The sequence below is a fragment of the Micromonospora echinospora genome (assembly GCF_900091495.1).
GTDB lineage: Bacteria > Actinomycetota > Actinomycetes > Mycobacteriales > Micromonosporaceae > Micromonospora > Micromonospora echinospora.
In genome coordinates this window covers 2,588,050-2,601,457 of sequence record NZ_LT607413.1, presented here as the reverse complement: position 1 = coordinate 2,601,457, position 13,408 = coordinate 2,588,050, and the positions used below count along the sequence as shown (strand labels likewise).

Annotated in this window: 12 protein-coding genes; 5 read left to right on the top strand and 7 right to left on the bottom strand. The window is 71.6% G+C overall.

Annotated features, from left to right (window positions below):
- Positions 1 to 40: 40 nt before the first annotated feature.
- Positions 41 to 1,102, bottom strand: coding sequence for an aspartate-semialdehyde dehydrogenase (locus tag GA0070618_RS11865; protein ID WP_088981686.1), 1,062 nt, complete (start codon positions 1,100 to 1,102; stop codon positions 41 to 43).
- Between the two features lie 5 nt (positions 1,103 to 1,107).
- Positions 1,108 to 2,373: an aspartate kinase gene (locus tag GA0070618_RS11860; protein ID WP_088981685.1), complete on the bottom strand. Its 1,266-nt coding sequence runs from the start codon at positions 2,371 to 2,373 to the stop codon at positions 1,108 to 1,110.
- 232 nt (positions 2,374 to 2,605) lie between these two features.
- On the opposite strand from GA0070618_RS11860, the gene GA0070618_RS11855 reads away from it, so the two are divergent.
- The 3 genes from GA0070618_RS11855 (at position 2,606) to leuA (ending at position 6,250) form a co-directional block, all read left to right on the top strand.
- The gene (locus tag GA0070618_RS11855; protein ID WP_231931711.1) at positions 2,606 to 3,424 is read left to right on the top strand and encodes a hypothetical protein; all 819 of its coding nucleotides are present in this window, start codon (positions 2,606 to 2,608) and stop codon (positions 3,422 to 3,424) included.
- 83 nt (positions 3,425 to 3,507) lie between these two features.
- A complete protein-coding gene (locus GA0070618_RS11850) occupies positions 3,508 to 4,167 on the top strand; it encodes a nitroreductase family protein (protein WP_088981684.1) in 660 nt (219 codons plus the stop codon).
- 391 nt (positions 4,168 to 4,558) lie between these two features.
- Positions 4,559 to 6,250, top strand: coding sequence for a 2-isopropylmalate synthase (leuA, locus tag GA0070618_RS11845; RefSeq protein ID WP_088985467.1), 1,692 nt, complete (start codon positions 4,559 to 4,561; stop codon positions 6,248 to 6,250).
- A 226-nt stretch (positions 6,251 to 6,476) separates the two neighbouring features.
- Here leuA and GA0070618_RS11840 read toward each other — a convergent pair whose 3' ends face one another.
- Positions 6,477 to 7,952, bottom strand: coding sequence for an MFS transporter (locus GA0070618_RS11840; RefSeq protein ID WP_088981683.1), 1,476 nt, complete (start codon positions 7,950 to 7,952; stop codon positions 6,477 to 6,479).
- A 142-nt stretch (positions 7,953 to 8,094) separates the two neighbouring features.
- On the opposite strand from GA0070618_RS11840, the gene GA0070618_RS11835 reads away from it, so the two are divergent.
- Together GA0070618_RS11835 and GA0070618_RS11830 are read left to right on the top strand one after the other, a co-directional pair.
- Positions 8,095 to 8,706, top strand: a complete 612-nt coding sequence (locus GA0070618_RS11835) for an HNH endonuclease family protein (RefSeq protein WP_414467578.1) — start codon at positions 8,095 to 8,097, stop codon at positions 8,704 to 8,706.
- A complete protein-coding gene (locus GA0070618_RS11830; protein WP_088981681.1) occupies positions 8,697 to 9,086 on the top strand; it encodes a hypothetical protein in 390 nt (129 codons plus the stop codon). The genes GA0070618_RS11835 and GA0070618_RS11830 overlap by 10 nt, the downstream gene beginning before the upstream one ends.
- Positions 9,087 to 9,219: 133 nt before the next feature.
- Here GA0070618_RS11830 and GA0070618_RS11825 read toward each other — a convergent pair whose 3' ends face one another.
- From GA0070618_RS11825 to GA0070618_RS11810, 4 genes are all read right to left on the bottom strand, one after another.
- Positions 9,220 to 10,323 carry an ABC transporter ATP-binding protein gene (locus GA0070618_RS11825; RefSeq protein ID WP_088981680.1) on the bottom strand — a complete coding sequence of 368 codons (1,104 nt, stop codon included), beginning with the start codon at positions 10,321 to 10,323 and terminating at the stop codon, positions 9,220 to 9,222.
- On the bottom strand, positions 10,320 to 11,342 hold the full coding sequence (locus GA0070618_RS11820; RefSeq protein ID WP_088981679.1) for an ABC transporter ATP-binding protein: 1,023 nt from the start codon (positions 11,340 to 11,342) through the stop codon (positions 10,320 to 10,322). Before GA0070618_RS11820 ends, GA0070618_RS11825 begins: the two co-directional genes overlap by 4 nt.
- A gap of 71 nt (positions 11,343 to 11,413) precedes the next feature.
- A complete protein-coding gene (locus GA0070618_RS11815) occupies positions 11,414 to 12,385 on the bottom strand; it encodes an ABC transporter permease (protein WP_088981678.1) in 972 nt (323 codons plus the stop codon).
- Positions 12,382 to 13,386, bottom strand: a complete 1,005-nt coding sequence (locus tag GA0070618_RS11810) for an ABC transporter permease (RefSeq protein WP_088981677.1) — start codon at positions 13,384 to 13,386, stop codon at positions 12,382 to 12,384. Before GA0070618_RS11810 ends, GA0070618_RS11815 begins: the two co-directional genes overlap by 4 nt.
- Positions 13,387 to 13,408: the final 22 nt, after the last annotated feature.

Sequence of the window (13,408 nt, the reverse complement as noted above, 5' to 3'; positions counted from 1 at the left end):
CGGGTGCGGCATTCAGCGGGCGCACTCGGCGCTGCGGAACTCAGCGGGCGCGGAACTCGGCGGCGAGCAGCTCGGCGATCTGCGCGGTGTTCAGGGCGGCCCCCTTGCGGAGGTTGTCGCCGGTGACGAAGAGGTCCAGGGCGCGGGGGTCGTCGAGAGCGCGACGGATCCGGCCGACCCAGGAGGGGTCGGTGCCGACCGCGTCGATCGGCATCGGGAACTCGCCCGAGGCCGGATCGTCGACCAGGATCACCCCGGGCGCGTTGCGCAGCGCCTCGCGGGCGCCCTCGGCGTCCACCTCGGCGGCGAAGACGGCGTGCACGGCCACCGAGTGCCCGGTCACCACCGGCACCCGTACGCAGGTGGCGGAGACCTTGAGGTCGGGCAGCCCGAGGATCTTGCGCGACTCGTTGCGCATCTTCATCTCCTCGGAGGACCAGCCGCCGTCGGCGAGCGAGCCGGCCCAGGGGACCACGTTCAGCGCCAGCGGCGCGGGGAACGGGCCCAAGTCGTCCCCCACCGCCTGGCGGACGTTGCCGGGGCGGGAGCCGAGCGCGCGGTCCCCAGCGATCTTGCCGAGCTGGGTGTGCAGAATGTCGACTCCGGCCTGCCCCGCTCCGGACACCGCCTGGTACGAGGAGAGAACCAGTTCGCGCAGGCCGTACTCGCGGTGCAGCGGCGCGACGGCGACGATCATCGCGAGGGTGGTGCAGTTCGCGTTGGCGATGATCCCCTTGGGCCGGTTGCGCACCTGGTCCGGGTTGATCTCGGGCACCACCAGCGGGACGTCGCGGTCCATCCGGAACGCCCCGGAGTTGTCCACCGCGACCGCGCCCCGGCTGACCGCGACCGGCGCCCACTCGGCGGAGACCTCGTCGGGCACGTCGAACATGGCCACGTCCACGCCGTCGAACGCCTCGGGCGTCAGCGCCTGGACGACCAGTTCCTCGCCCCGGCAACGCACCTGCCGCCCGGCCGAGCGCGGGGAGGCGATCAGGCGGATCTCGCCCCAGACGTTCTTGCGGGACGAGAGCAGCTCGCACATCACGGTGCCGACCGCACCGGTCGCCCCGACCACGGCGAGGGTGGGCAGCGGCGCCATCGGCGTTACCGCCCGGTTCCCGCGTAGACCACGGCTTCCTCGTCACCACCGAGTTCGAACGTGTCGTGGATGGCCCGCACGGCCACGTCGAGGTCGGTGTCCCGGCAGACCACGGAGACCCGGATCTCCGAGGTGGAGATCATCTCGATGTTGACCCCGGCCGCGCCGAGCGCGGCGAAGAAGCCGGCGGCCACGCCGGGGTGGGAGCGCATGCCCGCGCCGATCAGCGACACCTTGCCCACGTGGTCGTCGTAGAGCAGGCCCTTGAACTTGACCGACTCCTGGATCTTGTTGAGCGCGGCCATCGCGGTCGGGCCGTCCGTCTTGGGCAGGGTGAACGAGATGTCGGTCCGACCGGTGCCCTCGGTGGAGACGTTCTGCACGATCATGTCGATGTTGATCTCGGCACCGGCCACGGTGTCGAAGATCCGGCCGGCCGCTCCCGGCTCGTCCGGCACCCCGACGATGGTGATCTTCGCCTCGCTACGGTCGTGGGCGACCCCGGTGATCAGTGCTTGCTCCACAGGAAGGTCCTCCATCGATCCGGTGACCATGGTGCCGGTGTTGGTCGAGTATGACGAACGGACGTGGATCGGCAACCCCGCGCGACGGGCGTACTCGACGCTGCGCAGGTGGAGCACCTTCGCCCCACAGGCGGCCAGTTCCAGCATCTCCTCGTAGGTGATCTGCTTGATGTGCCGGGCGTTGGGCACGATCCGCGGGTCAGCGGTGAAGATCCCGTCGACGTCGGTGTAGATCTCGCAGACGTCCGCGTCGAGCGCTGCGGCGAGCGCCACGGCGGTGGTGTCGGAACCGCCCCGGCCCAGCGTGGTGACGTCCTTGGTGTCCTGGGACACGCCCTGGAAACCGGCGACGATCACCACCGCGCCCTCGTCGAGCGCGCCCTTGAGCCGGCCCGGGGTGACGTCGATGATCCGCGCCTTGCCGTGCACCGAGGTGGTGATCACCCCGGCCTGCGAGCCGGTGAACGAGCGGGCTTCGTACCCGAGGTTGTGGATGGCCATGGCGAGCAGCGCCATGGAGATCCGCTCCCCGGCGGTGAGCAGCATGTCCAGTTCCCGCCCCGGCGGCAGCGGGCTGACCTGGTTGGCCAGGTCGAGAAGTTCGTCGGTGGTGTCCCCCATCGCGGAGACCACGACGACCACGTCGTCACCGGCCTTGCGGGCGGCGACGATCCGTTCGGCCACCCGCTTGATCCGCTCCGCGTTGGCGACGGAGGACCCGCCGTACTTCTGCACCACGAGTGCCACGACGGCGCACTCCCTCCCAGCAGCCCTGAGCGTGCCGACGCCGCCGGATGAGTGGCCGGCGGCGCGGGTCAGACTTCCCCAGGGTATCGGGCGGCTCTGTCCGGCAGGTCAGGTGATCCCACGATCCGGCCCGGGAGCGGTCGACGCCACATCGGCCGCCGGTGCGACACGCCGTGCGGGCCATGACCTTCCGGACTCCCACCTGACGGTGCCGGAGGCGGAGAATGGGCGGGTGCCTACCGGTGTCCACCTCCGCGCCGCGCGCCGTCGACCGACCGTCCTGCTCGCGCTCACCGTCCCCTTCCTGCTCGTCGGCGCCTCCCTGGCCGGCTGCACCTCCGAGGAGCCCCCGACCGAACCGCCCGAGCCCGCCGGGGGCAGCCCGACACCTGCCCGCGCGGATGGCGCGCGCGACGACCTGGCCGCCCTCGCGGCAGCCGCGCAGGACCGCCACCTGACCGCCCAGTACACCCTGACCACCGAGGACGGGTCCACCCGGACGATCACCGTGACCAACGCCAACGACGGCAGTTGGCGGGTCGACGTCCCGGGCTGGGCCCTCGGCGGCACCGTGGACGTGTCGCTGGTCAGCACCGCCGAGGGGCTCTTCCAGTGCGCGCTGCCCTCGGCGACCCGCCCCGAGCCGGCCGGCTGCGTACGCCTCGGCGACCCGGACGACACGATCCCCCGCCGGCTGGACCCCCGGGTGCAGCACCCGTTCACCGACTGGCTGGACGTCCTCACCGACCGCCAGGCCCCGCTCGCGGTGTCGGTCAGCCGGCCGTTGCCCGGCGCCACCGGGACCTGCTACTCGGTGGAGTCCACCTCGGCGTCGCTCAATCCCCCGCTCGACGTCGGGATCTACTGCTACGAGGCGGACGGCACGCCGACGGCCGTGCGGACGGCCCTCGGCACGCTCCGGCTCGCTGGCCCGCCCGCCGCCGCCCCGGCGACAGTGCAGCTGGCCGGGCCGGTGACGGAAGGTGAACCGGTCGACGTCGCCGCCCCCACCCCGGGAGAGTCGAGCACCGATCCCAGCCCGACACCCTGAACGCGACACGACACGGGTGCGGTTGATCACAACAGGTCACACTTCCGTTCCGGTGGGTGACGCGGTAGGGAAAGCTCGGATCCATGGCCGAACTCTCCCCGCTGCTCGCCGCACGCTGGAGCCCGCACGCATTCGACCCGTCGGTGGGGCTCACCGACGGTGAGGCCGCCTCCCTGCTGGAGGCGGCCCGCTGGGCACCCTCGGCGGGGAACCGCCAGCCGTGGCGGTTCCTGCTGGGGCGCCGCGCCGACGAGGCGTACAAGCGGCTCTTCGTGCACCTGGCCGCCGAGAACCAGCGCTGGGCGGGACAGGCCTCGGCCCTGCTCCTCGGCGCGTACCTGCTGCCAGCGACACCGACCGTGGCCGCCCGCACCCCGGCCTCCCCCGCGCCGGCCGCCCACGGTTCCGGGCAGGCCGCACACGACCTGGAACAGCCGGGGTACGACCGGGCGCGGGCCACGTACGACCAGGCCCAGGCGGTTTACGACCTGGGGCAGGCGGTGGCGCACCTGACCGTGCAGGCCGGCGCGATCGGCCTGCACGTGCACCAGATGACCGGCTTCGACCGGGCCGGGCTCGCCGTCGACCTGGCGCTGCCCGACGACGTCCGCCCGCACGTCGTGGTGGCGATCGGGCGACTCGGTGATCCGCTCTCCCTCCCCGGGGACCTGCGTCGACGGGAGACCGAGCTGCGCCACCGACACCCCGTCACCGATCTGCTGCTCGGACTGTCGCCGGGCTGAGCTGGAGGTTGTCGGCTTCGTCTCATAGTCCGGAAGGTCATTTCCGTGAGCCATCCTGATCACGTAGGGTCACCAATATCATGTGGCAGGCGAGCCTCCTCCTTCCTTGCCGCGACGAGGCCCATCCGGCCGGCACCTCGTCGCGGGTCTGACGCGCGCCGTCCAGCACACCGAATTCGTCCGGACCGATCCGGGTCCGACTCCACTCGTCGGCACCGACGCCGACCTTTCGACGCTGACGCCACATGATCAACGGGAGCATTCCGCCATGGCCCAGTCCGCCGGCACCAACGATGTCCAACCCGATTCCCGGGTAACGGTCGACCCCGCCACCCACGACACGACCCGTTCGGCCCCTGCCGACCCGATCGCCCGGCAGCAGCCCAGCCGCATGCCGTACCACCGGTACCAGCCGTACCAGCAGCAGTTCCGGATCGACCTGCCGGACCGGCAGTGGCCGAGCCGGCACATCGAGGCCGCCCCCCGCTGGTGCGCGGTCGACCTGCGCGACGGCAACCAGGCGCTGATCGACCCGATGTCCCCGGAGCGCAAGCGCCGGATGTTCCAGCTCCTGGTGCAGATGGGCTACAAGGAGATCGAGGTCGGCTTCCCGTCGGCCAGCCAGACCGACTACGACTTCGTCCGACAGCTCATCGAGCAGGACCTGATCCCGGACGACGTCACCATCCAGGTGCTCACCCAGTGCCGGGAGCACCTGATCGACCGGACCTTCGAGTCGCTGCGCGGCGCGAAGCGGGCCATCGTGCACTTCTACAACTCCACCTCGACGCTCCAGCGTCGGGTGGTCTTCGGGCTGGACCGGGCGGGCATCACCGACATCGCCACCCAGGGCGCCCGGCTGTGCCGGAAGTACGCCGAGATCCACACCCCGGACACCGACGTCTTCTACGAGTACTCCCCCGAGTCGTACACCGGCACGGAGCTGGACTACGCGCTGGAGGTCTGCGCGGCGGTGATCGAGGTGATCGACCCGACGCCGGCCCGGCCGCTGATCATCAACCTGCCGGCCACCGTCGAGATGGCCACCCCGAACCTGTACGCCGACTCGATCGAGTGGATGCACCGGCGGCTGCCCCGCCGGGACAGCCTGGTGCTGAGCCTGCACCCGCACAACGACCGGGGCACCGGCGTGGCCGCCGCCGAGCTGGGCCTGCTGGCCGGGGCGGACCGGGTCGAGGGCTGCCTCTTCGGCAACGGCGAGCGCACCGGCAACGTCGACCTGGTGACGCTGGGGCTGAACCTCTTCTCGCAGGGCGTCGACCCGCAGATCGACTTCTCCCGGATCGACGAGATCAAGCGGGCCGTCGAGTACTGCAACCAACTGCCGGTGCACGAGCGCCACCCGTACGCCGGTGACCTGGTCTACACCGCGTTCTCCGGTTCCCACCAGGACGCGATCAAGAAGGGCTTCGACGCGCTGCACGCCGACGCGGCGGCGGCCGGGGTGCCGGTCGACGAGTTCGCCTGGGCCGTACCCTACCTGCCGATCGACCCGAAGGACCTGGGCCGCACCTACGAGGCGGTCATCCGGGTCAACTCGCAGTCCGGCAAGGGCGGGGTGGCCTACGTGATGAAGACCGAGCATCAGCTCGACCTGCCCCGCCGGCTCCAGATCGAGTTCTCCGGGGTGGTCCAGCAGGTCACCGACCACGGCGGTGGCGAGGTCGACCCGGCCACGATGTGGACGATCTTCGCCAACCAGTACCTGGTCGACCACCAGACCGCGCCGGTGGTGGCGCTGGCCGACTACACGATCGGCACCACCGAGGGCAAGGTCGAGATCTCCGCCCAGGTCGACTTCGGCGGGGAACGCCGGGGCCTGGCCGCGGTCGGCAACGGCCCGATCGACGCGTACGTCAACGCGTTGCAGTCGCTGGGCGTGGCGGTCCGGGTGCTCGACTACCACGAGCACGCCCTCTCCTCCGGCGGTGACGCGCAGGCCGCCGCGTACGTGGAGTGCGAGGTCGACGGCCGGACCGTCTGGGGCGTCGGCATGGACGCGAACATCGTCACCGCCTCGGTGAAGGCGGTGACCAGCGCGGTCAACCGCGCCCGTCGCTGAGCAGTCGGAAGGGTCCCCGCAGTCGCGCGGGGGCCCTTTCGCGCGTCCGGGCCCGATCTGCGCCAGGGCGGACGGCGCGGTCCGCCTGTCCGTCGGCCAGCCCCGCCTCCCGTCCCGCCCGCCGTCAGCTAGCCCCGCCATTTGTCACGCCCGCCGTCAGCCAGCCCCCGCCTTTCGTCACGCCCGCCGTCAGCCAGCCCCCGCCTTTCGTCACGCCCGCCAGCGGTTAGCCCTGCCTCTCGTCCCGGTTTCCCGGGGCGGCGTTCGGGTCGGCGGCCGGGGCACCGGTCAGCAGGAGCCCGGCCAGCAGGGCGGCGGCCACCAGGAGCCCGGCGCACCAGAACAGCGCGCCCCGGTACGCGTGGGTCAGCTCGGCGGCCTGCTCGTAGCCGGTGCCGGAGAGCCCGACCAGCAACGGCAGCGCGGCCACCGCCAGCAGCCCGCCGGCCCGGGAGGCGGCGTTGTTGAAACCGCTGGCCACCCCGGCGAACCGGTCGGCGACCGCGGCCAGCACCGAGGCGGTCAACGGCGCCACCACCAGGGTGAGACCGAGGCCGAACAGGGCCACCCCGGGCAGCACGTCCGTCCAGTACGAGGCACCCGGCCCGACCCCGCGCAGCAGCAACAGGCCGGCGGCGGCGACCACCGGCCCGACGGCCAACGGCAGCCGGGGACCGATCCGCCCGGCGAGCGCTCCGGCTCGGGCCGAGCCGACCAGGAGCAGCAGGGTCATCGGCAGGGTGGCCAGTCCGGTCCGCAGCGCCGACCAGCCGACCACGTTCTGCAAGTAGACGGCGAGGAAGAAGGTGAAGCCGCCGAGCGCCGCGTACACCGCCACGGTGAACGCGTTCAGCACCGTGAAGCGCCGGCTGCGGAACAGGGTGGGCGGCAGCATCGCCCCCTCCCCGCGTCGCCGCTCGACCAGCACGAAGGCCGCCGCCGCGACCACCCCGACCAGCACCGCGCCCAGGACGGGCGGGGCGGTCGCGCCGCGCCCGGGGGCGTCGATCAGGGCGTACGTGATCCCGGCCAGGCCGAGCGCGCCGAGCAGCGCCCCGAGCACGTCGAACCGACGGCGGTGCCCGGGTGCGCCGCGCCGCCCGACGTCCTCGTCCCGGCTCTCCGGCATCCACCGCAGCGCGATCAGCACCAGCGGCACGGCGAGAACCACGTTGACGAAGAAGATCCACCGCCAGGAGAGAGTGTCGATCAGCCAGCCACCGACGAACGGGCCGATCGCGGTGGAGACGCCGGAGAGCCCGGCCCAGGTGCCGATCGCCCGCCCCCGGTCGTCGGGGTGGAAACTCGCCTGGAGCACCGACAGCGACCCGGGGGTGAGCAACGCGCCGCCTGCGCCCTGGAGGATGCGGGCCACGATCAGCCAGCCGGTGCCCTGGGCCAGGCCGCAGAGCACCGAGGCGAGGGCGAACCAGAGCACGCCGTACAGGAAGACCCGGCGTCGACCGAAGCGGTCACCGAGAGCGCCGCCGAGCAGGACGAAGGCGGCCAGCATCAGCGCGTAGCCGTTGATCGTCCATTGAAGATCGGCGACGGTCGCCCCGAGGTCGGCACCGAGCCGGGGCAGTGCCACGTTCACGACGGTCGAGTCCAGGAAGACCATGCCGGAGGCGAGGATCGCGGCGAGCAACGTCCCCCGTCCGGCAGCGGTACCGGTGCGCAGGGTGGCCGAGGCGGCGGTCATAGGCTCCAATCTGCCTTCTCGGATATGAGAGTTGCCACGAAACGCCGAAACCGCACTGCCGTTGCCGTGCGGATCCCCCGGAACCCCGCAAGCTGGAAGGGTGTCGTCTCCACATACCAGAACAGGACCTCGCGCCCTCGCGGTGACCGCGATCGTCGCGGCAGTCGCCCTCGGGGCCACCGGTTGCGTCACCGTTACGGAACCGGACGCCCCGCCCCCGGGCAGCGGCGGCAACGCCAGCGACAAGCTGGAGACCCTGACCGTGGCGAAGGCCGGTTCGATGCGGGGCTACAGTCGGGAACGGTTCCCGCACTGGCGGGACACCGGCAAGAACTGCGACGTCCGGGACAGCGTCCTGGAGCGGGACGGCAGCGACATCAAACGCTCCGGCTGCAACGTGGTCGCCGGCCGCTGGGAGAGCGTGTACGACAACCGCGCCTTCACCGACCCGTCCGACGTGGACGTCGACCACATGGTGCCGTTGGCGAACGCGTGGCGCTCGGGTGCGAACGAGTGGGACGACACGCAGCGGGGCGAGTTCGCCAACGACCTGACCCGACCGCAGCTCATCGCCGTTTCGGCCTCCTCCAACCGGGCAAAGGGTGACCAGGACCCGTCGCAGTGGAAGCCGGCGAACCGTTCGTACTGGTGCCAGTATGCCGAGAGCTGGGTGACGGTCAAACACCACTGGCAGCTCTCGGTGACCAGTGCCGAGAAGGCCGCGCTGGCGGAGATGTTGGAGGAGTGCGCGTGAGCGAGCGGGTCGGTACCGAGGCCGGACGCACGGCGGCCACCTCGGAGGACGGAACGGAACCGGTCCCGGCGGCGGACGGAACGCCGTCAGCCCCGGCCGGGGACACCGCCACGGCGGATCCGGCCGACGGGCCGGAGACCCGGACCGCCGACATCGTGCCCGGTCCCGGCGGGGTGATGACCGACGAGGTGGGCGTGGTGACCGGCGAGTTGACCCTGCGAACCGAGTTCGCCGCCGGTCAGGTAGTCCTCCGGGTGCAGTACCGGGAGGCCGACGAGTGGTACACGGTCACCGGCGGCCGGGTGGCCCTGCCGGACGTCTCCGGCCTGGACGCCGTACACGGCGTCGCCGTCGCGCTGCTCCACCGCCCCGAAGGCTGACCGGCCCCGCGCACCTGCTTCTCTCCCACGTCCAGGGGCTGCTCGCCCGCTGAGGTGGTTGCAGGGGTCCCCTGCTCCGCAAAATGCGGTAACAAGGGTCCCCTGCTACCACCTCACACGTACGCCTGTCACCTCACACGTACGAGCCCGGCTCGGTCGGGGCGGAGACCACTCCGGGTGCCTCGCCCTCGTCGGCCGGGCGGACGAGTTCGGCGTCCACCCGGTGCGGGCGCAGCTCGCCGGTGGAGATCTGCTCCGCCCAGTGGCAGGCCACCCGGCTGCGGCCGATCTGCCGCAGCGCCGGCCGCTCGTCCGCGCAGCGGGTCGGCTGGGCCCACGGGCACCGGGTGTGGAACCGGCAGCCGGACGGCGGGTTGGCCGGTGAGGGCAGGTCACCGGCGAGCAGGATCCGCTCCCGCCGGTCCTCCACGTCCGGGTCGGGCACCGGCACCGCCGACATCAGCGCCCGGGTGTACGGGTGCAGCGGCTCGGTGTAGAGCCGGTCGCTCGGCGCCTCCTCGACCAGCGCGCCCAGGTACATCACGCCCACCACGTCGGAGATGTGCCGCACCACCGCGAGGTCGTGCGCGATCACCAGGTAGGTGAGACCGAGGTTCTCCTGGAGTTCGTCGAGGAGGTTCACCACCTGGGCCTGGATCGAGACGTCCAGGGCGGAGACCGGCTCGTCGGCGACGATCAGCTCGGGGCCGAGCACCAGCGCCCGCGCGATGCCGATGCGCTGCCGCTGGCCGCCGGAGAACTCGTGCGGGTAGCGGGAGAGCGCCCAGCGGGGCAGCCCCACCGCGTCCAGCGTCTCGCTGATGATCCGGCGGCGCTCGTCCCGGCTGTCGCCGATGCCGTGCGCCTGGAGGCCCTCGGTGAGGATCGACTCGACGTTCTGCCGGGGGTCCAGGCTCGACATCGGGTCCTGGAAGATCATCTGCATCCGGCGGCGCATGCCGCGCAGCTTGTTCGGCGGCATCCGGGTCAGGTCGATGCCGTCGAAGGTCACCTTGCCGCCGGTGGGCGGGGTGAGCTGGAGCAGCGCCCGGCCGAGCGTGGACTTGCCGCAGCCGGACTCGCCGACCAGCCCGTACGTCCGGCCCCGGGGGATGTCCAGGTCGACCCCGTCGACCGCCTTGACGTGGCCGACCACCCGGTCGAAGAGCACACCCCGGGTGATCGGGAAGTGCACCTTCAGGTCGCGTACCTCGACGAGGATCTCGTTGTCGGTCACGCCTTGTCCTCCTCACGGCGGGTGCCGGCGGGCGGTTCGCTGCCCGGGACCGGGGCCGGGTTGACGCAGCGGTAGCTGCGGCCGTCGTGGGTCAGCACCAGCTCGGGCGGTTCCCCCACGCAGGCGTCGACCCGGCGGGCGCAGCGTGGGGCGAAGGCGCACCCCTCCGGCCAGGGAAGCAAATCGCGTACCGAGCCGGGGATGGGGGTCAGGCGCTCGCCGCGCCCGGCGTCCAGGCGCGGCACCGAACCGAGCAGACCCACCGTGTACGGGTGCCGGGGCTGGGCGAACAGCGGCCGGCGGCGGGCGGTCTCCACCACCCGACCGCCGTAGAGCACGTTGATCGTGTCGCACATGCCGGCGACCACCCCGAGGTCGTGGGTGATCATCACCAGCGCGGTGCCGGACTCGCGGACCAGCTCCTTGAGCAGTTCCAGGATCTGCGCCTGGATGGTCACGTCGAGGGCGGTGGTGGGCTCGTCGGCGATCAGCAGCCGGGGCTTGCAGGCCACCGCCATGGCGATCAGGGCACGCTGGCGCATGCCGCCGGAGAGCTGGTGGGGGTATTCCTTCAGCCGCCGTCGCGGGTCGGGGATGCCGACCCGGTCGAGCAGGTCGGCGGCCTCCTTCGTCGCGGCGTCGCCCTTCATGCCCCGGTGCCGGACGAGCACCTCGGTCACCTGGAGCCCGATCGGGATGACCGGATTCAGCGAGGAGAGCGGGTCCTGGAAGATCATCGCCACGTCCCGGCCCCGGATGTCGCGCCGGGAGCGGTCGTCGAGCTGGAGCAGGTCGGTGCCGTCGAAGACGGCCTTGCCACCGATCCGGGTGCCCCGGTGCTTCGGCAGCAGGCCCATGATCGCCAGCGAGGTGACGCTCTTGCCGCAGCCGGACTCGCCGACCAGGCCGACCACCTCGCCGGCGTCGACCGAGAAGCTGACCCCGTCGACGGCGTGCGCGGTGCGCTGGCCGCGCCGGGAGAACGTGACGGTGAGGTCGTCCACGTCGAGCAGTGCCATCATCGACCTTCCGTTCGCGACTGCGGGGCTCGCAAGCTCACTCCTCGCGCTTCACACATGTCGACCTCCCGCTACTTCCGGAGCTTCGGGTCGAGAGCCTCGCGCATCGCCTCACCGAGCAGGGTGAAGCCGAGCGCGGTGATGATGATGGCGACCGCCGGGTAGATCGCCAGCGCCGGCCGAATTCCCAGGTACGGCTGCGCGTCGGCGAGCATCACCCCCCACTCGGGGATCGTCGAGTCCGGGTTGCCCAGACCGAGGAAGGAGAGCGCGGCGGCCTCGATGATCGCGGTGGCCAGGGTCAGCGTGGCCTGGACGATCACCGGGGCGAGCGAGTTCGGCACCACGTGGGTCAGCGCGATCCGCGACCGCTTCACCCCGAGGGAGGTCGCCGCCAGCACGTAGTCGCTGTTGGACTGGGAGATCATCGATCCGCGCAGCAGCCGGGCGAAGACCGGCACGGAGACCACGCCGACCGCGATCATCACGGTGGTGAGGCTCGCCCCGAGCAGCGCGGCGACGCTCACCGCGAGCAGCAGGCTGGGCAGGGCCAGCAGCATGTCGACGAAGCGCATCAGGGTGCTGTCCACCCAGCGGCCCCAACGCCCGCCGAGGCCGGCGGCGGCACCGGCGACGCCACCGATCAGCGCGCCGACGGCGAGCCCGATCAGGGTGGAGACGACGCCGACCAGCAACGTCTGCCGGGCTCCGACGATCATCCGGCTGAACACGTCTCGACCCTGGTGGTCGTAGCCGAGCCAGTGGTCGCCGGAGGGGCCGGGGATGATGCCCTGCCCGGACTTGACCACGCCCTCGCGGATGCCGATCGAGTCGGTCGCCCCGTACGGCACGAGGAACGGGCCGACGACCGCCACCAGGACGAAGAGAGCCAGGATCACCGCGCCGACGATGGCGGCCGGGTTGCGGCGGAGCCGCCGGAACGCCTCCTGCCAGAGGCTCACGCCGCGTTCGTCGTCGCGGACGGCGGCGAGTTCGGCGAGCCGGTCGATCTTCTCGCGCTTCTTGCCGGGGGTGATGGTCATCGCACCCTCACCCTCGGGTCGATCAGGCTGTAGGAGAGGTCGACTATCAGGTTCACCAGCACGTACACCACCGCGATGATCAGGATGAAGCCCATGAGTACGGGGTAGTCGCGCTGGCTGATCGACTCGGCGACGAACGCCCCGATGCCGCTGAAGGCGAAGACGGTCTCGGTGAGCACCGCGCCGGAGAGCAGACCGCCGGCGAGCAGGCCGATCGAGGTGGCCACCGGCAGCATGGCGTTGCGCAGCACGTGGCGTCGCCGGACCACGTTCTCGGTCAGGCCCTTGGCCTCGGCGGTCCGGACGAAGTCCTCGCCGAGCACCTCCAGGACGCTGGCCCGGGTGATCCGGACGATGATGGCCAACGGGATGCTCGCCAGCGCGATGCCGGGGAGCACCAGGTGCCAGATGGCGTCGGCGGCGGCGTCCCACTCGCGGGTCATCAGTCCGTCGAGGACGAAGAAATTGGTGATGCGGGTCGCCTCGATGGTCGGGTCCTGCCGGCCGCTGGACGGGAACCAGCCCAGGTTCTCCGCGAAGATCGCCTTGAGCACGTAGGCCAGGAAGAAGACCGGGATGCAGATGCCGATCAGCGAGCCGCCGACCGACAGGTGGTCGAGGAGTTGGCCGCGACGGCGGGCGGCCAGGTAGCCCAGCGGGATGCCGACGCCGATCGCGATGATCATGGCCATCACGGTCAGCTCGACGGTGCCGGGGAAGCGCTGGAGGAACTCCGTGGTGACCTCCCGCTTGGTGGAGGTCGAGGTGCCCAGGTCGAGCCGGACCATCCGGCGGATGAACCGGCCGTACTGCACCAGGATCGGCTCGTCGAGGCCGAGGTTACGGCGGATCGCGGCGCGCATCTCGGGCGTGCCCCGCTCACCGAGGATCGCGGTCTCCGGACCGCCGGGCAGTCGGCGCAACCAGATGAAGAGCAGGATGGAGAGCCCGAACAGGGTGGGTATCAACTGCAACAGGCGTCTGACGATGAACCGGAACACGGCGGCCTCGAAGGGGTGCGGA

What these genes read in the sequence shown, in the direction of transcription:
- GA0070618_RS11865 (WP_088981686.1), bottom strand. Translation starts at nt 1,102, where the DNA reads ATGGCGCCGCTGCCCACCCTCGCCGTGGTCGGGGCGACCGGTGCGGTC.
- GA0070618_RS11850 (WP_088981684.1), top strand. Translation starts at nt 3,508, where the DNA reads ATGGCCGAACTCTCCCCGCTGCTCGCCGCACGCTGGAGCCCGCACGCA.
- leuA (WP_088985467.1), top strand. Translation starts at nt 4,559, where the DNA reads ATGCCGTACCACCGGTACCAGCCGTACCAGCAGCAGTTCCGGATCGAC.
- GA0070618_RS11840 (WP_088981683.1), bottom strand. Translation starts at nt 7,952, where the DNA reads ATGACCGCCGCCTCGGCCACCCTGCGCACCGGTACCGCTGCCGGACGG.
- GA0070618_RS11820 (WP_088981679.1), bottom strand. Translation starts at nt 11,342, where the DNA reads ATGGCACTGCTCGACGTGGACGACCTCACCGTCACGTTCTCCCGGCGC.
- GA0070618_RS11815 (WP_088981678.1), bottom strand. Translation starts at nt 12,385, where the DNA reads ATGACCATCACCCCCGGCAAGAAGCGCGAGAAGATCGACCGGCTCGCC.